We start from the raw sequence: 21,226 nt of genomic DNA on the forward strand, positions 1-21,226 counted from the left end.
GCGTGATGGACGACACAACCCAGGGCCCCCAGGTCGCTGCGCCCCCCTCGGCTGAGTTGTCGCTGCCGGCCCGCCTGGAGGCCATCCTTTATCTGAAAGGCCGCTCGATGACCCTCGGCGAACTGGCCGAGATCAGTGGGGTGGCTCGAGATGCAGTGGAGATGGGCCTGATCACCCTGATGGCTGATTACGCCCATCGCGACACCGCCCTCGAGATCCGGCAGGAGGGGCAGCGCTACAGCCTGCAGCTCCGCGATGGCCTGGGAGAACTGGTGCAGAACCTGCTGCCCGTGGATCTGTCCACCGCCGCCCTGCGCACCCTGGCCACCATCGCTCTGAAGAAGCGGATCCTGCAATCGGATTTGGTGGAGCTGCGGGGCTCAGGCGCCTACGACCACATCAAAGAGCTGCTCGCTCAGAACTTCATCGAACGCAAGCGCCAAAGCGAAGGGCGTTCCTACTGGCTCACCCTCAGTGAGAAGTTCCACCGCACGTTTGCGATCAAAACGGATGAGCTCAAACCCAAGCGGTCCGAACCAGCCGCAACCGACGACGACTGGGAGCAGGCCGCCTGATCTCCCCTGAGCCGGCCAGCAGCTCGAAGCTCAGCTCCATACACTCGTTCTACGGCGCTTCCTTCTCATGTCTGAACTGGTTGGTGTTCTGATTGGAATTCTCGCCAGAACAATCGAGATTTACACGGTGATCCTGCTGGTGCGGGTGCTGCTCAGCTGGTTCCCCAACCTGGATTGGGGCAATCCGGTGCTCTCCACGGTGAGTGCCGTGACCGATCCCTATCTGAATGCCTTCCGCGGGCTGATCCCGCCGCTGGGTGGCCTCGATCTCTCGGCGATCCTGGCGTTTCTGGCCCTGCAGCTGATTCAAAACCTGCTGCAGCAGAGCCGGGGGTTCTTCTACCCCAGCTTCTACTGAGCGTCAGCCACGGCCTGCTCCAGCGGCAGCAGGTCGTCGAATTCTCCAGCTCGGGTGCGTACCGGCGCGGCGAATCCACGCGCTTTCACGTTGGAGAAGGTGAACGGCCCCGGCGTACCGGCAGGCACCGCCAGCCGCAAGGCAAAGGCTGAATCGCCTGGCGCCACATCGCCAATGGAGCCCACCCGGGACCGGTTCTGGAGCACCGGTTCGCCGCTGGCATCAAGGATCTGAGCGAACACATCGGTATCGACCACCGGCTTGCGTCCAGGGTTGGTCACCGTGCCCCGCAACACGTAACAGCTGGCACCACTGGGGCGGCGCAATTGCGGTTGGGCTCCGATATCGGCGCTGGGACAGGGTTCCAGGCTCACCTCGCTCACGCTGAGTGAGGCAGCCCAGGCCGGCTGCACCCAGGCCACAGCCAGCACAAGCCAGAGCACGGCAGCGGCACCAAACAGAGAGCGAAGGGGCCGGAGGAGCACAAGCGTCAAGGCAAAGAATCCGGCAACGCACGGCGCGATCAGCGATGGTCGCCGCTGCCGGAGATCACGTTACGGGCGGCGCGGCTCGCGAGCTTGTTGAGATTGGCCTCGGCGATCTCCCCCAACTCAAAGCCCAGCTCACTGGAAAGTTGGGCCACATACCAGAGCACATCCCCCAGCTCGAGCTTGAGGGCCTCGCGCACCTCCGGGCTGAACTGGCCGCCCTGATCGCGCAGCACCTTCTTCACCTTGTCGGCCACCTCGCCGGCTTCACCGCACAAGCCAAGGGTGGGGTAGATGGGATTGGAGCCCACGTCGGGATAGCGGGCTGTGCTGCGGGCACCCTGCTGATAGGCATTGAGATCCATTGGCAGAACAGGGCTGGCGACCGCCGATGATAGGGTCGCTGGCATCTTTGGCTCCGCCGAATGGCCCTGCCCGATCTCACGCGTCGCACCAAGATCGTGGCCACCATCGGCCCTGCCACCGAATCTCCGGAACAGCTGCGCCGCCTGATTGAAGCGGGCGCCACCACGTTCCGCCTCAATTTCTCCCACGGCGACCACAGCGAGCACGCCGCCCGCATCCGCACCATTCGCCAGGTGGCGGCGGAGATGCAGGTGCACATCGGCATCCTCCAAGACCTGCAGGGCCCGAAAATCCGCCTCGGCCGTTTCAAGGATGGGCCCATCACCGTGGCCAAAGGTGATGCCTTCACCCTCACCTCCCGCGATGTCGCCTGCACCCAGGAGATCGCCACCGTCACTTACGACAAGCTGGCGGATGAAGTGGTCTCCGGCAGCCGCATCCTGCTCGACGACGGCCGCGTGGAGATGGTGGTCGATCGCGTCGACAAGGCCGAACAAACGCTCTACTGCACGGTGACCGTGGGCGGGGTGCTCTCCAACAACAAGGGGGTGAACTTCCCCGATGTGCAGCTCTCGATCCGCGCCCTCACGGACAAGGACCGCACGGATCTGGCCTTCGGCCTGCAGCAGAACGTGGATTGGGTGGCGTTGAGCTTCGTGCGCAACCCCTCCGACATGGAGGAGATCAAGGCCCTGATCGCGTCCCACGGCCACAACACCCCGGTGGTGGCCAAGATCGAGAAATTCGAAGCGATCGATCAGATCGACGCGATCCTGCCCCTGTGTGATGGGGTGATGGTGGCCCGCGGCGACTTGGGCGTGGAAATGCCCGCCGAGGAGGTGCCGCTGCTGCAGAAGGAGCTGATCCGCAAGTGCAACGGCCTGGGCATTCCGGTGATCACCGCCACCCAGATGCTGGATTCGATGGTGAGCTGCCCCAGACCCACCCGCGCGGAGGTGAGCGATGTGGCCAACGCGATCCTGGATGGCACCGATGCGGTGATGCTCTCGAACGAGAGCGCCGTGGGTGATTACCCGGTGGAAGCGGTTGCCACCATGAGTCAGATCGCACGCCGCATCGAACGCGATTACCCGCGCCGCGAGAACGACGGCCAGCTGGCCTCCACCATTCCCAACGCGATCAGCCACGCCGTGAGTTCGATTGCGCGGCAACTCGAGGCGGCCGCCATCCTGCCCCTCACCAAGAGCGGTGCAACGGCCCGCAACGTGAGCAAGTTCCGGCCCAGCACGCCGATCCTGGCGATCACCAGCGAAACCAAAGTGGCCTCCCAGCTGCAGTTGGTGTGGGGTGTGCACCCCCTGCTGGTGGACGACGCCGAGAACGCCACCGCCAGCTTCAACCGCGCGATGGAGATCGCCAGCGAGCAAGCGCTGCTGCGCGATGGCGATCTGGTGATCCAAACCGCAGGCACCGTGGCCGATGTGAGCGGTTCCACGGATCTGGTGAAGGTGAGCATCGTGGGCAAAGGCACGGTGCTCGACCCCGCAATTCTCTGAGCAGGCTTGCAGGATGGTGATCCTGCAGCGCTGAGCTGAGCACGATGGCCGCAAAACTGGCGATGGCTGAAACCGTGGGGATGGCCCTGGCCACCCTCAAGGCCAATCGCCTGCGTTCCCTGCTCACGATGCTCGGCATCGTGATTGGCAATGCCTCAGTGATCACCCTGGTGGGAGTGGGCCGCGGAGCCCAGAACCTGGCGGAGGGGCAGCTCAACACGCTCGGCGCCAACGTGCTGTTTGTGGTGCCCGGCAACAACGACAGCCGCCGCCAGGGCATCGATTTCCCCAAAACCCTCGTGCTCGAAGACGCCGAGGCCATCGCCGAGCAGGTGCCTTCGGTGAAGCGGGTGGTGCCCCAGATCACCCTCAGCGCCGTGCTTCAGGCGGGGGCCAAGAGCTCCAGCGCCACCGTGTCGGGCATCACGCCCGACTTCCTCACCGTGCGCCGTTTTGAAGTGGCCCAAGGGCGCTTCATCGACCAGCGGGATCTGGATGGGGCGCGCAACGTGGTGGTGATCGGCCCGGACCTGCGCGACAAGTTGCTGCCGATGGGATCGGCGATCGGCAAGCAGCTGCGCATCCGTGATCAGAGCTTTGAGGTGATCGGGGTGATGGCGCCCAAGGGTGCCGTGTTCGGCCAGAACCAAGACGAGGCCGCCTACATCCCGCTCTCCACCATGGTGAGCAAGCTTTCAGGCCGCGATCCCACCTATGGCGTCAGCCTGAACTTCATCAGCGTGGAAGCCCGCGATGAAGCGAGCACCGGCGCAGCGAAGTTTCAGATCACCAATCTGCTGCGCCAGCGGCACAACATTTTGCGGGAAGACGACTTCGCGGTGCGTTCTCAGAAAGATGCGCTCTCCATTGTGGGCACCATCACCGGAGGCCTCACCTTGATGCTGGGCGCGATCGGCGCGATCTCCCTGCTGGTGGGTGGCATCGGGATCATGAACATCATGTTGGTGTCGGTGAGTGAGCGCACCTCCGAAATCGGGCTGCGCAAAGCCATCGGTGCACGCAGCAGCGATGTGCTCGCTCAATTTCTGGTGGAAGCCCTGGTGCTCTCCAGCCTCGGCGGCGTGATCGGCAGCGCCCTGGGCCTGTCAGCCGTCGCGGCTGTCGCCGCGATCACCCCCCTGCCTGCGGCGATCGGCGGCACAAGCGTGCTGATCACCGTGGGACTCTCAGGCTCCATCGGCCTGGTGTTTGGGGTACTGCCGGCCAGGCGCGCCGCACGGCTGGATCCGATCACGGCTCTGCGCAGCCTTTAAGCAACCCTGACCGCGAGGCAATAAGAAAGAAAATCGAAAGAAGCCTTCGATCGCCCTAAACGGTTTCAACTGCGACCATCGCTCCGATCAGGGAATGGCTTCATAAGGTTCCCTTTCGGCAATCCTTCCCTTGGCGCAGCTCACCTGTGGCTACCGAAACAGCAGCGATCGAATGGTGATCGTTCGCTGCATCGGCCCGGATGAGTTCTTCCTCGAGCGGGTGGTCTTCCCGTTCGAGCTGCTCAGTTTTCTGGCTCCACCGGAATCGATCGTTCAGATCTGGACCCACAGCCTGGGGGGCGCTGAATTGCGTGAAAGCATCGAGGTTGAAGACTTGTGCGTGGACCTCTCCGGGCTGGAGAGCGCCAGCGAGCCCGCGGCACCGGCCGCCATGGCGGACAGCGCAGGCATGGCCCTGGATTGGCAGCAAGCCTCCTGAATGAGAGCCGATTGGGGCTGAGAATCCCGATCCCGGCAGGAGCCGCTTTACACTTGTAAACATCTCCACCTGCTTCTGAGGCGGCTATGAATCAGCGCTGGCGCACCATTGCCCTCTGGGTGCTGCCCATCGGGGTGGCCCTGTTTCTCGGCTGGCAGGTGCTTGGCAACGGCGCCAACCGCTTCAGCGCTCCCAGCGGCCCCACCGTGGCTCCGAGCAATGCTGCGGTGGCCCGCATGAGCTACGGCCGCTTCCTCGATTACGTGGAAGCCGGCCGGGTCACCGCCGTCGACATTTTTGATGGCGGCCGCACCGCTGTGGTGGAAGCGGTGGATCCCGACCTCGACAACCGGGTGCAGCGCCTGCGCGTGGATCTCCCCGGCCTGGCTCCTGAGCTGGTGAACAACCTCAAGGAGCAGGGCATCAGCTTCGATATTCATCCGCCCCGCCAGGCTCCTCCGGCGCTGGGCCTGCTGGGCAACCTGCTCTTCCCGCTGCTGTTGATCGGCGTGCTGGTGTTCCTGGCCCGCCGCGGTAACGGCATGCCCGGCGGCCCCGGCCAGGCGATGCAGTTCGGCAAAACCAAGGCCCGCTTTGCGATGGAAGCCGAAACCGGCGTCAAGTTCGACGACGTGGCTGGTGTGGAAGAGGCCAAGCAAGACCTCCAGGAAGTGGTGACCTTCCTCAAAACGCCTGAGCGCTTCACCTCTGTGGGCGCCAAGATCCCCAAAGGCGTGCTGCTGGTGGGTCCTCCCGGCACCGGTAAAACCCTGCTCGCCAAGGCGATTGCCGGTGAAGCCGGCGTGCCCTTCTTCTCCCTCTCCGGTTCGGAATTTGTGGAGATGTTCGTGGGCGTGGGCGCCAGCCGCGTGCGCGATTTGTTCAAGCGCGCCAAGGAGAACAGCCCCTGTCTGATCTTCATCGACGAGATCGATGCGGTGGGCCGTCAGCGCGGCGCCGGTGTAGGCGGCGGTAACGACGAGCGCGAGCAGACCCTCAACCAGCTCCTCACGGAAATGGACGGCTTTGAGGGCAACAGCGGCATCATCATCATTGCGGCCACCAACCGCGCCGACGTGCTCGATTCGGCCCTGCTGCGTCCGGGCCGTTTCGACCGCCAGGTGCAAGTGGATGTACCCGACATCAAGGGCCGCCTCTCAGTGCTGAAGGTGCACTCCCGCGACAAGAAGCTGGCCGACGACGTGAGCCTCGAGGCCATCGCCCGCCGCACCCCCGGCTTCTCCGGCGCCGACCTGGCCAACCTGCTCAATGAGGCCGCGATCCTCACCGCGCGCCGCCGCAAAGAGGCCACCGGCCTGGCCGAGATCGACGATGCCGTGGACCGGATCATCGCCGGCATGGAGGGCAAGCCCCTCACCGATGGCCGCAGTAAGCGCCTGATCGCCTACCACGAAGTGGGCCACGCCCTGGTTGGCACCCTGGTGAAGGCCCACGACCCCGTGCAGAAGGTCACCCTGATCCCCCGCGGCCAGGCCCAGGGCCTCACCTGGTTCTCCCCGGATGAGGAGCAGATGCTGGTGAGCCGCGCTCAGCTGCGCGCCCGGATCATGGGCGCCCTCGGCGGCCGGGCCGCGGAGGACGTGGTGTTCGGCCACGCCGAAGTCACCACCGGTGCAGGCGGCGACATCCAGCAGGTGGCCTCGATCGCTCGCCAGATGGTGACCCGCTTCGGCATGAGCGAAGTGGGCCAGCTTTCCCTCGAAGCCGGCAACCAAGAGGTGTTCCTCGGCCGCGACCTGATGACCCGCAGCGATGGCTCTGACGCCACCGCCGCCCGCGTCGATCTGGCCGTACGCCAGATCGTGCAGAACTGCTATGAGGAAACCGTGAAGCTCGTGGCTGAGAACCGCGCCTGCATGGACCGCGTGGTGGATGTGCTGATCGAGAAGGAAAGCCTCGACGGCGATGAGTTCCGCGCCCTCGTGAGCGAGTTCACCGCCATCCCCGAGAAAGAGCGTTTCTCACCATTCCTCAGCGAAGCGGATCTAGCCGCCGAGGCCACACCGATCAAGGCTGAAGCCTGATCCAAGCCTCACCGCCCGCGCCCTGCGCGGGCTTTTTTTTGCATCAACGCCTTTCAAGCTCGAGCAGCGCCGCCGCAGGCTGAGCAAACTGCGCAGCAACGCGCACGCCGCCGCCGTGAACCTCAGCCGCCGCAATGCCCTCCAGATGCTCGGAGCCACAGCAGGCTTCGGCGTGGCTGGAGCGATGGGCGTGGTGTCGCCCTCCAGGTTGAACGCAGCACCGGCCGCTGCCGGCCAGAGCCGTGATCTGGAGTTGGCGTACATGAGCGCCGGCGAACAGCTGAAGCTGTTCCGCCAGAAGAAGCTCTCGCCCGTGGAGGTGCTCCAAGCCCAGCTGCGGCTCACCGAACAGCGCGGCAAGCTTGTGAACTGCTTCACCTACCTCCATCCGAAGGAGGCGATGGCGCAGGCGAAGGAATCGGAGCGCCGCTGGCAGCAGGGCAACCCCCGTGCCCTCGAGGGCATCACCGTGGCCCTCAAGGATGAGATGGCGGTGAAGGGCTGGCCCATGACCGCCGGCTCCAAGGTGTTCCGCGACCGGGTGATGACCACGAACGATCCGATCGTGGTGAAACTGCTGGATGCCGGTGCCGTGCTGCACGCGCAAACCACCGTGCCGGAGATGTATTTCCTCGGGGTGACTTGGAGTGATCTCTGGGGCGTGACGCGCAATCCCTGGAATCTCCAGTACGCGGTAGGGGGCTCATCAGGCGGCAGCGGCGCCGCGCTGGCAGCCGGACTCACCACCCTCGCCACCGGTTCCGATATGGGGGGTTCGATCCGGATCCCCTCGGCCTTCAACGGCCTTTGGGGCTTCAAACCGCCCTACGGCCGGGTGCCCGTGGAGCCCAACTACGTGAGCCTGCTTCCCTCCGTGCTCGGACCCATTGCACGGGATCTGCCCGACATGATCCGCCTGGAAAATGTGATCTCCGGCCCGGCACCAGGGGTGATGAATTCCCTGCGCCCGAAGCTTGATCTGCCGCTCAGCTACGCGGGGGTCAAGGGCATGCGGATCGCGTACTCCCCCAATCAGGGCTGGGCGCGGGTGAGCGAGAACGTGCGGCGCAACACCGAGGCCGCCCTGGCGGTGCTGGAGCGCCAGGGGGCCTTGATCACCAAGGTGGATCTGGATCTCGGTGTGAACGGCAACGACATCCGCAAGGTGCTGCTGGAAGCACTGCTCTCCGGCATTCAGGGGGCCGATATGGCGGATCTGGTGAGCCAGAAGGATCAACTCACCAGCTACGGCCGTCACTTCGCCGAGCTGGCGGCAACCTCGATGGGACCGGAACAGGCGCGGCATGCAGCGCAGGTGTCGGCCGAGATCTATCGCCGCGTGGACGATCAGGTGTTCCAGAGCGGCTATCAGGCGCTGATCATGCCCACCCTCACCACCAGTGAAGTGCCGGCTGATCTCGACCCCTTCCGCGACAAGCTGATGGTGGATGGCGTGGAAGTCGACCCCCTGGCTGGCTGGGTGCTCACACCGCTCTGGAACCTGCTCAATTGGAACCCCGTGCTGGCAGCGCCCACGGGCCTGGATCCGCAGAACATGCCTACCAGCATTCAGATCGTGGCGCCCACCTATGAAGACGCCGTGTGCATGCGGGTGGGTTCAGCCCTGGCCAGCGGCATGCCGCAGCTCTACACCGGCAATCGCTTCCCCAGCCTCACCAGCAGCTGAGCCTCAGCGTTGATTGCGGCAGCGGTCGGAGCAGTAGATCACCTGCTCCCACACCGCTGCCCATTTCTTGCGCCAGGCAAAGGGCCTGCCGCACACCGGACAGACCTTGCTGGGCCGCAGGCTGGGCGGCAAACCCTTGCCACCTGGTTTGTCTGCGGAACCACCACGCTTGCGGCCCACGGGCCTGAATCAGCGGAAGGGATCAGACAGCGCGCACCGGGCGCTTGTCGATCACCTTGTCGATCAGGCCGTACTCGGCGGCCTCAGCGGGAGACATGAAGAAGTCGCGGTCGGTGTCTTCCTCGATGCGGCTCAGGGGCTGACCGGTGCGATCAGCAAGCTCCTGGTTGAGCTTCTTCTTGAGGTAAAGGATTTCGTCGGCCTGGATGCGGATGTCACTGGCCTGGCCGCGGGCCCCGCCCAGGGGCTGGTGGATCATGATCCGCGAATGGGTAAGGCTGCTGCGCTTGCCCTTCGCGCCGGCGCAGAGCAGGAAGGCACCCATCGAAGCGGCCAGGCCCACACACACGGTGTGCACGTCCGGCTTGATGTGCTGCATCGTGTCGAAGATGCCAAGCCCGTCGTAAACCGAGCCGCCGGGGGAGTTGATGTAGAGGTAAATGTCCTTCTCGGGGTCTTCCGCTTCCAAGAACAGAAGCTGGGCGACGATCCGATTGGCGGATTCAGCCGTGACGGGCTCACCCAGGAAGATGATCCGCTCGCGCAGCAGACGAGAATAGATATCAAACGCCCGCTCGCCCCGGCCCGACTCTTCGATCACGATCGGGATCATCGACACAGGGGGCGTTGCAGCTGGCGGGATCCTACTGAGCTTCAGCCGAGTTCAGCGATCCTCGCGAGCTAGGGTCCCAGCACCTCAAGTGATGAGAGCGTGGGCGTGGGCCTCACTGTTGCCGATAGCAAGCGTGCCTTTCACAGCGCTTTTCCCTATGTGATCGCCCCCCTCTACCGGCGCCTGGTGGATGAGCTGCTGGTGGAACTGCATCTGCTCAGCCATCAGAAGGGTTTTCAGGCCGATGGCCTGTTCGCCGTGGGGCTCACCCAGGTGTTCGACAGCTTCTCGAAGGGCTACCGCCCCGAGGCCCAGCGTGAGCCGCTCTTCCAGGCCCTCTGCAGCGCCAATGGTTTCGATGGCAGCGCGCTGCGCGCCCAGGCCGAGCAGGCCCGCCAGCAGGTGGGGCACCACAGCCTCGACGAGGTGAAGGGCTGGCTGTCGAACCAGGGGGAAGGCGCACCTGAGCTGATCGGATCGCTGCTCCGGGGCGTGCAGCGCGACGACTTCCACTACTCGCGCTTGGTGGCCGTTGGTCTGCTGAGCCTCCTGCAGAGCGCCCAGGGGGCCGATGCCCTCGATCCCCAGGCACTGCGCAGCGCTGCCCATGAGATCGGCGAGGCCATGGGCCTGATCAAAGACCGGGTGGACAAGGACATCAGCCTCTATGCCGGCAACATCGAAAAGATGAGCCAGGCGGTGGAGCTGATGGAAGAAACGGTGGCCGCCGAACGCCGCCGCCGTGAACGGGCTGCTGAAGGCAGCGCTACCTGATCTCCAGGCGTCCACTCAGGGCCGTGGATCCCGACCCGCGCCCCTGTAGCACCAGCTCAGAGGCGCGTTTCACCACCAGGGGCAGCCCGGGCGGGAGCAACTGCAATCGATCCAACGCCTGGGGTTGCAACCGCAGCTCCCAGTCAGCTCCTGGCAGCGCCGTGAGCCTGGGTGCCTGATTCGGGTTGGGGCCGAGGAAGAGCAAAAGCGCATCAGCGTCCAACCAGCGCCAGCCCCCCACCACAGCGGCGTCTTCACGGCTCCACAAGCTCAGACCCGCTGCCGGTTGCGAGCGGCTCAGGCCCTGCTGCTCGAGGGCAGCACTGAGGTCGCGGAGCCAGCGGTCCCAGAGGGAGCGCTCGCCGGGCAGTTGCACCAAGAGCTGGACGCCGGCTCGATAGGGCCCCTGCGCTTGAGCCTGGAGCTGAAGGCTGAAGGGTGCACTCTGGAGGCGGCGCACCTGCTCGGGGCCCAGCCCGTAGCGCTCCGCGAGGGCATTGCGCAGCAGGGCCGTACTCAGCAGCCCCCGCAGCAGCAGCTCGAGACGTTGACCGCGTAGCTCAAGGGGTTGGACCGGATCGGCAGCCTTGGCAAACGACGGCACGGCTAAGCGAGCAGGCGCAGCCGCCAGCGCATCCGCGCTGGCTTCGGCTTCCCCTTGCCAGAGCAGGGCGCGGTTGTCGCTGCGGAGGGTGATGCAGCCCAGTTGGAGCGTCATCGCCAGAGGCGCCAGGGGGCCAAGCATCTGGGCGAGAGCGGCTGGATTCCAATGCACGGCCTCCTGCTGCAACAGCGCCTGGCTGCAGCGCTGATCGAGGCCACGCGGCGGTCGGCGGCGCAGCTTGAGCTGCTGCTCGAGCAGCTGACGGGCCAGGGGGCTCGGGGCGACCACGATCAGATCGTCCACCCGCAGCCCATCGGCCGGCAGGGGATCGCCGGGGGTGGCCGAGAACACCAAGTAGGCACCGGCATCAGCGTGAGGGCCCCAGAACTGCCACCACAGGCGCCGCTGGGCGCGCCAGTAGCGCTCGGCAAGCTCCGGCCCAAGCCGTTGCTGCCAAAGGGCCGGAGCCGGTTGCGCCGGCCGTGCCGCAAAGCTCTGCAGCAGCGCTGCATCGGGCATGAGGCGATCGAGGCCGCTGGCCAAACGGCGGGGCACCAACAGCACCAGCGCAGCCGGAATCAGCAGCAGGGCCGCACTGGTGAGGGCGGTGACCCGCAAGGGCAGATCCCGCAGAGCCAGGGGTTTCAGGGCGAAAGGCTTCAGACGCACGCCAGACCTGCCCCGTAGAGCGTGGTGCGCTGACGCACCGGGCGCTGAAGCGAACCAGCGGCACTGCGCAGAGCCTCCACCGATTGGGCCGTGCCACCGAGAGCTCCGGCGGCACTGGTGATGCTCTCCTCCATCAGGGTTCCGCCCAGGTCGTTGCAGCCCCAGCGCAGCGCTTCGGTCGCCCCAGCCAGGGTGAGCTTCACCCAACTGGGCTGGTGGTTCACGATCCAGCGATCCAGCAGCAAGCGAGCCTGGGCCGTAAGGGCCAGCATCTCCTCAAGATCAGGCTGATCGCGGCCCACGCGCTGCCGCAAGGGCGCTGGCGCCTGCGCACCGATGAAGGGGAGCAACACGAACTCGCTGAACCCACCGCCGTGATGCTGCCAGGCCACCTGCTGCAGGGCCACCAGGGTGAGGAGATGGGCCGCGCGCTGGCGGGAGGATTCAATGTGGCCTGCCATCAAGGTGGCGGTGCTGCGCAGCCCACTGCGATGCACCTGGAGCACCACAGCACACCACTGGCGAGCACTGAGCTTTTCGGGGCACAACCGGGCGCGCACCGACTCGTCCAGCACCTCCGCAGCAGTGCCGGGAATCGAACCGAGGCCGGCGTCGCGCAGTCCATCGATCACCGCCTGAAGCGGCACTGCATCCTGCTCAGCGATAAAGAGGAGCTCCTGCGGCGAAAACGCATGCAGGTGCAGCCCCGGAGCCGCTGCCTGCAGGGCCTGCAACAGACCCTGGTAGTAGCGAAGCGTGGAACCGTCGAGGCGGGCATCAGGATTGAGGCCCCCCTGGACGCACAACTCGGTCGCCCCAAGCCGAGCGGCGGCGGCGGCCCGCTCCTGCAGGGTGTCGAAGCCATGCCAGTAGGCCCCCGCCGCGCCGGGATCGCGGCGAAAGGCGCAGAAGCTGCAGTGCTGCAGACAGTGGTTGGTGAAATTGAGGTTGCGGTTCACCACGTAGGTCACCGTCTCCCCCACCAGCTCCTGACGCAACCGATCCGCCTGCTGACGCAGTGCTTCTGATGGCGGCACAGCCAGGAGACGATCAGCCAGGCCCATGCTGCTGGCACTGACTGGATCGAGACTGAGCTGAACCGAGAGCTCACATTGGAGCGCATCGCTCCAATGGGGTGGATGGCCCTGTAAAGGGAGCTCTGGCGGCAAAGGAGCGGGGAGAACCTGCTCCGCCATACGCCAGGCCCAGGGGTCCAACCACTCCTGTGGAGCGATCACCGCAGGGCCTTGGATTTGGTGCGGGGCTTGCTAGGGGCTGCCACAGGCTGTTGACGCCGACGACGATCACGCCACTCGACCGTGGAGAGATAGATCACCCCTCCACTCACGAACACCAGCAGGGAGGCCGCCAGGATGGCCAGCACGTTGTTGAGCGTGAGGCCAGCAACAACAACGTCGCTCACGTTCAGAAGTTGATCGAACCGTCGCCGTTACGACCCCACACCACCATGGCGATCGAGAAGGTGAATGTGGCGCAGAGCGCGGCCCAACCCACGGTGATCAGCATGGAGCTGTTGCGAATGTAGTTGGAGTGTAACCAGCGCCGGGCGCCAAACTGAGGGCACAGAACGGCTTGTGATCAGATGGCACAGCAGGCGGTACGGGAGAAGCAGCGGGTTGAAGTCCCCTACCCGAATGGCCGCGTGATCGTGCTCGACGACGACCACAACACCTTCCAGCACGTGGTGGAGGTCTTGGTGCGCTACATCCCCGCCATTACGGCGGATCGCGCCTGGGCGCTGGCCCATCAGATCGACGGCCAGGGGGCGGCCCTCGTGTGGAGCGGCCCGCTCGAACAGGCCGAGCTGTATCACCAGCAACTCGGAGCCGAAGGGCTCACGATGGCGCCGCTCGAGAGGGGCTAAGCGCGGCTGCGCAGCAGCAGATCAAAGAGGGGGCGGGTGCGCAGACGCTGCGACTGGGCGTCGAGCACAAAACTCAGCACCCGCCCGGAACACACCGCCACCCCGCGTACGTGGCGATCACCGCGCTGCTCAAGACTGATCACCTGCGAGGGAGAACCCAGCTCCCGCAACAGTTCTCGCCGCAGCACCTCGCGCATCTCAGGCTGAGCCCGCACGGCCATGGCAACCCAAAAGGGATTCATGGTTTAGCAGGAATCCCTAGGGTTGACGACCACATGCGGCAGCGATGGGCCGGCTGGTGATCACCCACAGCACCTACCTGGAAGGGCTGATCCCACTGCTGAAGCGGCTGGTGCTGGATCCGGCCATCGACACGATCACTCCAGCCGTCATCGCGCGGGTGAAAGGCCGGTCACCGGAGCTGCGGCTGCGGGTGTCCACGCCGATCACGGGGGGCTGGAAGCTGGTGGCGCGGCGGGGTAGCAGCGCCCAGGAGGTGTTTGTGGTCACGGGCTTGAACGCCGAGGCCCTGGAAGAGCGCATCGGTGAGGCCCTGAAGCGCTGAGCCCTGGGCCGTTCAGGCCTCCTCCGTCCAGATCGGGAAGGATGGCAGGAGCGCCTTGAGCTGCTGATTGGGCACCCGGTAGAACTCCCGCAAGTGCTCACGCACCTCCGCAGGGATGGGCGTCTTGGCTCGCCCCACGTTCTCCACAGACGACAGCGGCGGCAAAGGCTGTTCTTCAAGGCCCAGGAAGGCCTGCACGCGGGCGTAGGCCTCCGCGGGCTGGGCAAAAAAGTCTTCGCTGCGCAACACCAGCAGCTGCTCGCGTGGATAGTGCTGCAGCACCTGCGCGATCTGCTCGGCGTAAAGCCCCCGGCGCTTGTAGTGGTTGGGCTTGCCCTTGGCCGGCGGATCGGGGCACATCAGAGCCTCCTCTGGGGAGCGAGGCTCCACACCGCGCTGCACCTGATGCCCGTAATGGGAGATCGCCCGAGAAACTGGATTGCGCAGCAGCACAATCAGCCGCGCCTCCGGCACCAGGGCATGCATCCGCGGCATCACCACGGCCGCTCGATACAGATAGGCGGGTGTGGCCTCCAGGGCACAACGGCCACCCAACCACTGTTCCCAAAGCGGGAAATAGGTGCGATACCAACGCGCACCGCGGTCGTAGTGGTCGTTGAAGTAATGCACCTCCTTGATGGCTGAAAACATCACCTGCGGGTGATGACGCAACCAGGCATTCAGGGTGCTGGTGCCCCCTTTCATCGTGCCGATGATCAGGGCCGCAGGAAGCGGGCGCAGCGGCGCCGTGAGCCAGTAATAGGGATAGAGCCCCTTGCGCAACGCCCCACGCAGCCAACGGGGCCGCACCAGCACGGAACGATCCATCCAGCCCAACCCCTGCTGCAGCGAGATTGGCACAGGGATTCAGCGTTCCTAGCCTGAAGCCAAAGCGCTCAATCCATGCAGCAGTACGCGATCACCGGCGATTGGGAACGGGATGGCACCTCGAAGCGATGGCTCGAGTGGTCAAGCGGTGACCAGGATGACATCACCGGTTGGTTCAAAGTGAAAGGCCGGCGCATTCGGATGTTCAGCAGCAACGCTGCCGGCGATCCAACAACACGATTGGCCGCTGGCCGCATCAGCCAGCACTCTCTGCTGGAGTCACTGGATGCAGGGGAGTGGGGCAGCAATCCAGGGGCCTACAACGCACTGTTCGGCGCTGGACCCATGGGATGAAGGGGGTGAACCGCTGTGCCGTTCTGGCCAGATTCCGACCTGGATAAACTGACTGACAGCAAGAAGCCTGTCACAGCTTAATTCGGTTGCCACAACTGGGCTTTGTCAGTCAGTTTGTCAGTCAACTCGCGGATGGGGCTCCCCACAGGGCTGATCCAGATCAAAGGCCGGAAGGGGTACTACCTGAACATCACGGTCCCTCACAAGCTTCGGAAGATCATTGGGAAAGCAGCGATTCAGAAGAAGGCTGCTGACACGCTCGAGGCAGCCAAGACCGTCCTGGCCGAGGAGCAAGTGGCGGCCAACAAGCTGTTAGCAAAAGTCAAAGCAGAGCTAACCGAGACAGCTGATCTAAGGACTAGATTTCAGGAATGGAAGCAAGCGTATGCAAGGGCAGATAACAGAGAAGATGACGGCTTACTGACAGCGGAGGAAGCATTAGAAATTGAAATAGATAGGAGAGTTTGGTTAAAAGAGAATCCCCAAAACCATGGGAACCACTCCTAACGCAGGATGATGAGCGGCTACTTGCGACTGCAGTAGCCCTCAGAGAAGGTCTTCACCACTGGGAAGAATGGACCCAGGAACGTGAACTGACCACAGGAAGGGTGACACCTCTAGTCAAGAAAAGATGGGAAACACTACTGAAGAAATTTGTTGAATGGTCGCACGATGAATACCCAAGCAGAGCCACCAAGCAATTAGCGGTCGAGTACAAAAAGCACCTGCTGACCAGGACAAGCAGAACCGGGAAGCCCGCCAAACAATCGACAGTTGCAAAGGACATCAGGGATCTGAGCGCCTTTTGGAACTGGGCTAAGCGACACGAATGGGTGGCAGTCAACATCTGGGAAGGCCTGGCAAGGGGTCTAGAGGCGAGCAACAAAACATCACTGCCCTCACGAGAACTGGTAGAGGCAGCCGACGCAAAGGCAATGGAAGCAGGGGACCTGATCTACTTAATACAAAGGTTTACAGGCTGTCGGAAGCAGGCTGTGTGTGGTCTGCGAGGAAGGGACATCGACCTGGCCAATGGCCTGATCCACTTTGTGGAGTACGAACAAGAAGGACGGATCAGACGCCTGAAAAACGGACAAGAGGCGCATGTGCCAATCCACTCCAGGCTTCTTCCGTTCCTGACCAAAGCGAAGGATCAGATGCCACACGGACCAATCTGGTCACAGCAATACAAGGCAACAGAGCAGAGCTGGGGAGACCGCTACGGAGACACCTTCCCAGATAAGTACGGCTTCAACAGCCATGACCTGAGACGGATCATAGAGACCCAGATGGCGGAAGCGAATGTAAGCCCGTATTTTGCGTTCTACATCACTGGTCACAGGGTCCCAGGAACGTCAAAGGTGACTCAGCGATACGTCAGACCAACAGCAGAACAACTGAAAAGATTTGTAGAAATCATCCACTAAGAACATGTTTAGATACTTCGGAAATCGAAGCATAACCACGCCACCGACAATTTCGATCTAGACGAATACCTCCTCTGGCCCCACCAGTGGCTACTCGGCTTGAATTAGATAATACAAATACTGGTGACATCTATGGCGTGTTGGGTCATAATGGATAGCAGTTATCCGCTATTGACATGTCTAAGGATCAGCTCAAGGCCTTCCTGGAAGCCGTCAAGGCTGATGCGGGTCTTCAGGATAAGCTCAAAGCAGCTGCCGATGCTGAAGCTGTTGTGGCGATTGCTAAGGCAGCTGGATTCGAACTGTCTGCAGAAGAGCTACTGAGCGACCAGGCAGAGATTCCAGACGAAGAGCTACAAGGCGTGGCGGGCGGAACAGCATACGAAATGGACGCATATGGAAGAGTAGACTTGAGCAAGTATCCTGGCCGACACAGTATTTTTGATTGATTTGCAGGCCTATTCTCCATTAGCCCAACTCCCCTCGGATCCTAGATTTCAAAGCCCCTCTAACCGCAGGGATTGTTAATCTATTCTTCCGTATTACAAAGAACTTGGCGACACTTTACACCCGACTATATCATCCTCATTGAGCGTACTTTTATTGTTTATTGACAACATTGCTGATCACCGCTAAAAAGGTAGCATTACTCAGTTGATCATGTCAGAAGAACAACTCAAAGCATTTCTGGAGAAGGTCCAAGGCGGACACTAGTCTTAAGGAGAAGCCCAAAGCAGCTGGCGACGCCAATGCTGTTGTTGCGATTGCTGAGGCTGCTGGATATGAGGTATCCGCTGAGGATCTCAAGAACACTAAGGCGGAGGTTTCAGATCAGGAGCTGGAAAGCGTGAACGGGGGAATGTTTGCTTTTTATGACCCTGTTAAAGGCAGGTATGTTTGAGCCATAAGCCAACATTTTGGTTGTTTCCTTTAGTCCACAGAAAATCCCTTCCTGCGTTCTAGGGTTTTATTTCTTCAATCACTCCCAAAGACGCCCCTTTTTACCCGGCGCTATTGTGGTCAATCAAGCAGTGACGATGTTTTTTCATCGCCTGCTGGCTATTGCAGAGATTTCGTCCATAATGGTATGTGGCTCAAACCTAGCCACAGATGTCAGAAGAACAACTCAAGGCCTTCCAAGAAGCGGTCCAGGCTGATGCGGGGCTTCAGGAGAAGCTCAAAACAGCGGCTGATCCTGATGCGGTTGTTGCGATTGCCAAGGAGGCAGGCTTTTGCATTTCAACCGATGAACTCCAGGAAGCTCAATCTGAACTTTCGGACGAACAACTTGAAGATGTAAATGGTGGAAACCGTAGAACGAGTATGGAACTTTCTGCAGTACCACTAACCTTAGGCAAAGGCTGAATTAAAGAAAAGTAGAAATGTAGGACTATGCCACGAGAGCGTCTCCGTTTGCAGGTACTTTATTCTTCAAGCATCTATTGAGACTCCCAAGTGGAATGCCATACTTTATGTTTTTTTCACCCAACTTACCTGTCTGCTTACCCCAGAAAGCACTAAACATCTTGTCACAAGCCTTAAGAAGCTGACCGATATTTTTTCACTATTGCTATCGCAAGTGGTATTAGCTCGTCCAAATCTCACCGCAAGCTGATGCAGCACCTCGGGAATTTGAGTGGCGCGTAGGTCAAACGCATAGGGCTTAAGGTGCTGCTTTGGTAGTCCCCGCTCCTTTGCCACCAGGATTACAGGCACGGAAATCAATCCAATCGCCCATATATCCTCGGCCTGGAGACAGGCTGAGCCAAGTGCCGGGAAAGCAGTAGAATGCGCTATAATTGGAAATGCTTAGTCGTCCTGACATGTCAGAAAAACAAATCAAGGCTGAAGCCGAAGCCGATAAACCTAACGATGGTCTCCATGACCTTCAAGAAGAAGATCTGGAGGCTGTGACCGGTGGCAATGACAAGTTTTCCCGTGATAGAGCAATAGCATCGCTAAAGCGCGATCCTTTTGAAGATTTATTCGATTAAACTGACCTGCCAAATCACAAGGATTAGTCTCTAAAAGTAAATTGACACCTTCAGGCCATCAGGTCGGAGCATCCCTGCTCCAAGCACGTGCCTCAGGCGGTGCTGTTGATAGCTTTAATAGAGCGGTCTAACAAGATTACTTTTTTGGTACTGAACGTTTGCTTCTTGGTGGGTGCAGCAGGCTGTCGGCAAGGAAAACAACGAAAATTTCCTAACCCTTATATAACGCTGGATCACGGCCGCACACCCCCATGGGGTACCCCGGCATTTCTCGTGTAGCTACCAGGGGGAGGGGAGGCTTTAAATGGAAGCAGGTATCAGGCAGAGGCGCTTGCCTTGGGTGCTGAAGAACCAGAGGAAGGGTCTAGGTGTGTAATCCCACCAGGTTGTTCAGCTGACAAAGGGGTGTGAGCTCGTCAGGGTCGGTGTGTCACCCCCGTCGCCTGAGCTCACACCCCATGCATACCCATCCGGGTGCTCGGCTGACACCCCTCGGCCGGGAACGGTTACTTAGTCGACATATTAATCACGGTGAAAGGCTGGACTTCCTGGCTACTCAGGTGGGGATCAGTGTCCGCACTGCCTACAAGTGGCTGGCTCATTACCGCTCAGGCGATGCCTCGGCTCTGGTGGATCGACGCAGTGTTCGCCGCACCCAGCGGCGGACGCTCGATCCACTGCAACTGCAACGCGCCATTGACCTGCGCCATGAGCGCTGCACGCTCAGAAGAGTGGCCAGGGTGTTGGCGGAACAGCTCTCCACCGTGGGCCGAGTGCTCAAGGCCATAGGGCTTGGACGGCTCAAGAACTTGCAGCCTGCAGAGCCGGTGCGTCGCTATCAGTGGGCACGGCCAGGCGACATGATCCACGTCGACACCAAACAGCTCGCTCGCTTTGAGCGCGTCGGTCACCGGATCACCGGAGATCGCCGCCTGGGCTCCTCCCGTGGTGCTGGTTACGAGAAGGCCCATGTGGCCATCGACGACGCCACGCGACTGGCTTACGTCGAGGTGCTGGCGGATGAAAAGCAGGCGACGACAGTGGGCTTTCTGCTGCGGGCCGTGGCTTGGTTCGATAGCCAGGGCATCAGCTGCAGGAGGGTTCTCTCTGATAACGGCAGCGCCTACCGGTCCAAACCCTGGCGAGAAGCCTGCAGCGCACTGGGCCTGATCCCGAAACGCACCAGGCCATACACCCCACGAACCAACGGCAAAGCCGAGCGCTTCATCAAGACCCTGTTGGCGGAGTGGGCGTACTCGATGGCCTTTCAGACCTCAACCGAGCGCAACCACTGGCTACCGCGCTATCTGGCGATCCATAACGGCCGCAGGTGTCATATGGTCCTGGCTGGCCGCACCCCCATTCAGCAGCTCAGACTGTTGCGGGTTACTGAATGACCTGGTGAGAAAACACAGCTAGATACGTCTGTCCCGTGCTCGACTACGCAGTGTTCTCACTAGTTCACCGCGCTGGCCGAGTGAAAACGATGACAGCTCCAGATTTTCAGGCAGCCGCTGCCCTGGTTAAATCCAAATATCCAGGAGCGAGCACCATCGCCATACCGGCAGAAGAGCTAAAGGGCTGCAACCGGACGAAGCTCCTGTGGGAGTGGATGTCAACAGTTATCTCGGCATATTTTCCCCGTTGCTGCCGCACAGCGACTTACAAGGGATGCCGTCCTTATCCCGGTCCAGCTTGGTGTTGCTGGCCTTCATCGAGGCAACCGCTTGAGTGCAGGTCTGGAACGACGAGCAGTTCTGCGCTCAGGCAGCGCCAGACGAAAAACCAGAACGGTCAGAGCAACGGTCGCTGCGAGTGGGCCTTTCATGATTGGTATGCAGGTTCTTTGGTCATAGCCGGCCTCAGCGCATTCGGCACCTGCTGTGTTCCCTTTTGCACCCAACCAGCTGTCAATGATTAGGTTGGTGCTCCCCAAAGGAGTTGAAGCGCCTGCACATCTAATGGGGAGTAGTTGGTCGCAACTGGCCTAGTGTCGTTATACGACATGATCGTGTCTTGTGTGGTCACTCCTTCGTAGTAGCCGTCGCCATACGGATGATCTAGGCCCAGTGTGTGCCCTATTTCGTGCTTGATGACTGAAACTTCAAATGGTGTCAGGCGCTTGCCTGCAAAGTCTTGCCATGTAGCCACATACTGTGCGCCGGTGTCTTCTGTAAGGCCAACCCAGTTGCGGTTTCTATACTTCTTGACTGAATAGAGAATAATATCCGCGTCTTCGGGACTGCTCTCGGCGAATGAGACGCCAGTGAGAGTGTCCAGCTCCGCAAAAACTGATCGGATACCAGCTGCCTCTGGGGAGGAAACGCCGTAGTTATTTCGGGCATACTGACCCGCTTTTGAGATGATTGCATAGTTGATAATCCCATCCTCTCCAGACCTTGTGGCTAAATCTTCCGCCCATGGCTCTGGGGAGATGATTGCTTCGACAGGCAGCGACATGACTAAGCCCACAAAGGCAGTTGTTTATAGGAAAGCGATATTAATGCATCCAGCTAACGCAACTATTTTGCGTTGCTCAGAGACTATTGATTCCTCACAACCGCTTGAGCGCAGGCCTGGAAGG

Annotated in this window: 28 protein-coding genes and 2 pseudogenes; 18 read left to right on the top strand and 12 right to left on the bottom strand. The window is 61.5% G+C overall.

Going from position 1 to position 21,226, the window contains the following annotated elements; translation table 11 throughout:
• Positions 1–5: 5 nt before the first annotated feature.
• Together scpB and KUL97_RS04315 are read left to right on the top strand one after the other, a co-directional pair.
• Complete coding sequence (gene scpB, locus KUL97_RS04310) at positions 6–575, top strand: SMC-Scp complex subunit ScpB (RefSeq protein WP_217795742.1); 570 nt, start codon at positions 6–8, stop codon at positions 573–575.
• A gap of 67 nt (positions 576–642) precedes the next feature.
• Entirely contained in the window at positions 643–933 is a 291-nt protein-coding gene (locus KUL97_RS04315) for a YggT family protein (RefSeq protein ID WP_217795743.1), read from the top strand.
• Here KUL97_RS04315 and KUL97_RS04320 read toward each other — a convergent pair.
• Both KUL97_RS04320 and KUL97_RS04325 read right to left on the bottom strand, forming a co-directional pair.
• Positions 927–1,418, bottom strand: coding sequence for a hypothetical protein (locus KUL97_RS04320; protein WP_368656102.1), 492 nt, complete (start codon positions 1,416–1,418; stop codon positions 927–929). The genes KUL97_RS04315 and KUL97_RS04320 overlap by 7 nt on opposite strands.
• 38 nt (positions 1,419–1,456) lie before the next feature.
• Positions 1,457–1,786: a nucleoside triphosphate pyrophosphohydrolase family protein gene (locus tag KUL97_RS04325; protein WP_010308843.1), complete on the bottom strand. Its 330-nt coding sequence runs from the start codon at positions 1,784–1,786 to the stop codon at positions 1,457–1,459.
• 60 nt (positions 1,787–1,846) lie between these two features.
• Between KUL97_RS04325 and pyk the strand changes: the two genes are divergently transcribed.
• The 5 genes from pyk to KUL97_RS04350 all read left to right on the top strand — a co-directional run bounded on the left by pyk (position 1,847) and on the right by KUL97_RS04350 (position 8,749).
• Positions 1,847–3,304 carry a pyruvate kinase gene (gene pyk / locus KUL97_RS04330; RefSeq protein WP_217795744.1) on the top strand — a complete coding sequence of 486 codons (1,458 nt, stop codon included), beginning with the start codon at positions 1,847–1,849 and terminating at the stop codon, positions 3,302–3,304.
• Positions 3,305–3,348: 44 nt separating this feature from the next.
• Positions 3,349–4,578: an ABC transporter permease gene (locus tag KUL97_RS04335; RefSeq protein WP_217795745.1), complete on the top strand. Its 1,230-nt coding sequence runs from the start codon at positions 3,349–3,351 to the stop codon at positions 4,576–4,578.
• A 130-nt stretch (positions 4,579–4,708) separates the two neighbouring features.
• Positions 4,709–5,017 (top strand): DUF1830 domain-containing protein, encoded by a 309-nt coding sequence (locus tag KUL97_RS04340; protein ID WP_217795746.1) that lies wholly within the window; start codon positions 4,709–4,711, stop codon positions 5,015–5,017.
• 86 nt (positions 5,018–5,103) lie between these two features.
• Positions 5,104–7,062 carry an ATP-dependent zinc metalloprotease FtsH gene (gene ftsH, locus KUL97_RS04345; RefSeq protein WP_217795747.1) on the top strand — a complete coding sequence of 653 codons (1,959 nt, stop codon included), beginning with the start codon at positions 5,104–5,106 and terminating at the stop codon, positions 7,060–7,062.
• A gap of 115 nt (positions 7,063–7,177) precedes the next feature.
• A complete protein-coding gene (locus KUL97_RS04350; RefSeq protein ID WP_217795748.1) occupies positions 7,178–8,749 on the top strand; it encodes an amidase in 1,572 nt (523 codons plus the stop codon).
• Between the two features lie 3 nt (positions 8,750–8,752).
• Here KUL97_RS04350 and KUL97_RS04355 read toward each other — a convergent pair whose 3' ends face one another.
• Together KUL97_RS04355 and clpP are read right to left on the bottom strand one after the other, a co-directional pair.
• Positions 8,753–8,881: a DUF2256 domain-containing protein gene (locus KUL97_RS04355; protein WP_217796029.1), complete on the bottom strand. Its 129-nt coding sequence runs from the start codon at positions 8,879–8,881 to the stop codon at positions 8,753–8,755.
• A 70-nt stretch (positions 8,882–8,951) separates the two neighbouring features.
• On the bottom strand, positions 8,952–9,542 hold the full coding sequence (gene clpP, locus KUL97_RS04360) for an ATP-dependent Clp endopeptidase proteolytic subunit ClpP (RefSeq protein WP_217795749.1): 591 nt from the start codon (positions 9,540–9,542) through the stop codon (positions 8,952–8,954).
• A gap of 99 nt (positions 9,543–9,641) precedes the next feature.
• On the opposite strand from clpP, the gene psb29 reads away from it, so the two are divergent.
• On the top strand, positions 9,642–10,316 hold the full coding sequence (gene psb29 / locus KUL97_RS04365; RefSeq protein WP_217795750.1) for a photosystem II biogenesis protein Psp29: 675 nt from the start codon (positions 9,642–9,644) through the stop codon (positions 10,314–10,316).
• On the opposite strand, the gene KUL97_RS04370 is transcribed toward psb29, so the two are convergent.
• The 4 genes from KUL97_RS04370 to petN all read right to left on the bottom strand — a co-directional run bounded on the left by KUL97_RS04370 (position 10,309) and on the right by petN (position 13,116).
• The gene (locus tag KUL97_RS04370) at positions 10,309–11,589 is read right to left on the bottom strand and encodes a hypothetical protein (RefSeq protein WP_217795752.1); all 1,281 of its coding nucleotides are present in this window, start codon (positions 11,587–11,589) and stop codon (positions 10,309–10,311) included. The two genes, psb29 and KUL97_RS04370, sit on opposite strands and share 8 nt — an antisense overlap.
• Positions 11,580–12,653, bottom strand: coding sequence for a CofH family radical SAM protein (locus tag KUL97_RS04375; RefSeq protein ID WP_368656103.1), 1,074 nt, complete (start codon positions 12,651–12,653; stop codon positions 11,580–11,582). The genes KUL97_RS04370 and KUL97_RS04375 overlap by 10 nt, the downstream gene beginning before the upstream one ends.
• A gap of 170 nt (positions 12,654–12,823) precedes the next feature.
• Positions 12,824–13,012, bottom strand: coding sequence for a hypothetical protein (locus tag KUL97_RS04380; protein WP_217796072.1), 189 nt, complete (start codon positions 13,010–13,012; stop codon positions 12,824–12,826).
• Between the two features lie 2 nt (positions 13,013–13,014).
• Positions 13,015–13,116: a cytochrome b6-f complex subunit PetN gene (gene petN, locus KUL97_RS04385; protein ID WP_217795755.1), complete on the bottom strand. Its 102-nt coding sequence runs from the start codon at positions 13,114–13,116 to the stop codon at positions 13,015–13,017.
• Positions 13,117–13,192: 76 nt separating this feature from the next.
• Here petN and clpS point away from each other — a divergent pair, with 76 nt between their 5' ends.
• Positions 13,193–13,474 carry an ATP-dependent Clp protease adapter ClpS gene (clpS, locus tag KUL97_RS04390; RefSeq protein WP_217795756.1) on the top strand — a complete coding sequence of 94 codons (282 nt, stop codon included), beginning with the start codon at positions 13,193–13,195 and terminating at the stop codon, positions 13,472–13,474.
• Here clpS and KUL97_RS04395 read toward each other — a convergent pair.
• Positions 13,471–13,716 carry a hypothetical protein gene (locus KUL97_RS04395; RefSeq protein ID WP_254896177.1) on the bottom strand — a complete coding sequence of 82 codons (246 nt, stop codon included), beginning with the start codon at positions 13,714–13,716 and terminating at the stop codon, positions 13,471–13,473. The two genes, clpS and KUL97_RS04395, sit on opposite strands and share 4 nt — an antisense overlap.
• A 44-nt stretch (positions 13,717–13,760) precedes the next feature.
• On the opposite strand from KUL97_RS04395, the gene KUL97_RS04400 reads away from it, so the two are divergent.
• Complete coding sequence (locus KUL97_RS04400; RefSeq protein ID WP_217795757.1) at positions 13,761–14,039, top strand: DUF2103 domain-containing protein; 279 nt, start codon at positions 13,761–13,763, stop codon at positions 14,037–14,039.
• 12 nt (positions 14,040–14,051) lie between these two features.
• Here the strand turns inward: KUL97_RS04400 and KUL97_RS04405 are convergent, their stop codons facing one another.
• Entirely contained in the window at positions 14,052–14,900 is an 849-nt protein-coding gene (locus KUL97_RS04405) for a sulfotransferase domain-containing protein (protein ID WP_217795758.1), read from the bottom strand.
• A 42-nt stretch (positions 14,901–14,942) separates the two neighbouring features.
• Here KUL97_RS04405 and KUL97_RS04410 point away from each other — a divergent pair, with 42 nt between their 5' ends.
• The 8 genes and pseudogenes from KUL97_RS04410 to KUL97_RS04445 all read left to right on the top strand — a co-directional run bounded on the left by KUL97_RS04410 (position 14,943) and on the right by KUL97_RS04445 (position 20,039).
• A complete protein-coding gene (locus KUL97_RS04410) occupies positions 14,943–15,221 on the top strand; it encodes a hypothetical protein (protein WP_217795759.1) in 279 nt (92 codons plus the stop codon).
• Positions 15,222–15,353: 132 nt separating this feature from the next.
• Positions 15,354–15,728, top strand: coding sequence for a hypothetical protein (locus KUL97_RS04415; protein WP_217795760.1), 375 nt, complete (start codon positions 15,354–15,356; stop codon positions 15,726–15,728).
• Entirely contained in the window at positions 15,686–16,648 is a 963-nt protein-coding gene (locus tag KUL97_RS04420; RefSeq protein ID WP_254896178.1) for a tyrosine-type recombinase/integrase, read from the top strand. Before KUL97_RS04415 ends, KUL97_RS04420 begins: the two co-directional genes overlap by 43 nt.
• Before the next feature lie 176 nt (positions 16,649–16,824).
• Positions 16,825–17,097, top strand: coding sequence for a Nif11-like leader peptide family RiPP precursor (locus tag KUL97_RS04425; RefSeq protein WP_217795762.1), 273 nt, complete (start codon positions 16,825–16,827; stop codon positions 17,095–17,097).
• A gap of 290 nt (positions 17,098–17,387) precedes the next feature.
• A pseudogene (locus tag KUL97_RS04430) lies at positions 17,388–17,549 on the top strand (Nif11-like leader peptide family RiPP precursor); the annotation flags it as partial.
• Between the two features lie 209 nt (positions 17,550–17,758).
• Positions 17,759–18,013 carry a Nif11-like leader peptide family natural product precursor gene (locus KUL97_RS04435; RefSeq protein ID WP_217795763.1) on the top strand — a complete coding sequence of 85 codons (255 nt, stop codon included), beginning with the start codon at positions 17,759–17,761 and terminating at the stop codon, positions 18,011–18,013.
• A 458-nt stretch (positions 18,014–18,471) separates the two neighbouring features.
• Positions 18,472–18,642, top strand: a complete 171-nt coding sequence (locus KUL97_RS04440; RefSeq protein ID WP_217795765.1) for a hypothetical protein — start codon at positions 18,472–18,474, stop codon at positions 18,640–18,642.
• Positions 18,643–19,100: 458 nt separating this feature from the next.
• On the top strand, positions 19,101–20,039 hold the full coding sequence (locus tag KUL97_RS04445; protein WP_217795767.1) for an IS481 family transposase: 939 nt from the start codon (positions 19,101–19,103) through the stop codon (positions 20,037–20,039).
• A 225-nt stretch (positions 20,040–20,264) separates the two neighbouring features.
• Here the strand turns inward: KUL97_RS04445 and KUL97_RS13870 are convergent.
• Positions 20,265–20,390 (bottom strand): annotated as a pseudogene (locus KUL97_RS13870) (excalibur calcium-binding domain-containing protein); the annotation flags it as partial.
• A 169-nt stretch (positions 20,391–20,559) separates the two neighbouring features.
• A complete protein-coding gene (locus tag KUL97_RS04455) occupies positions 20,560–21,102 on the bottom strand; it encodes a reprolysin-like metallopeptidase (protein WP_217795768.1) in 543 nt (180 codons plus the stop codon).
• Positions 21,103–21,226 lie beyond the last annotated feature (124 nt).

Origin of the sequence: Synechococcus sp. HK05 (genome assembly GCF_019104765.1) — a bacterium.
Classification (GTDB): Bacteria; Cyanobacteriota; Cyanobacteriia; order PCC-6307; family Cyanobiaceae; genus Vulcanococcus.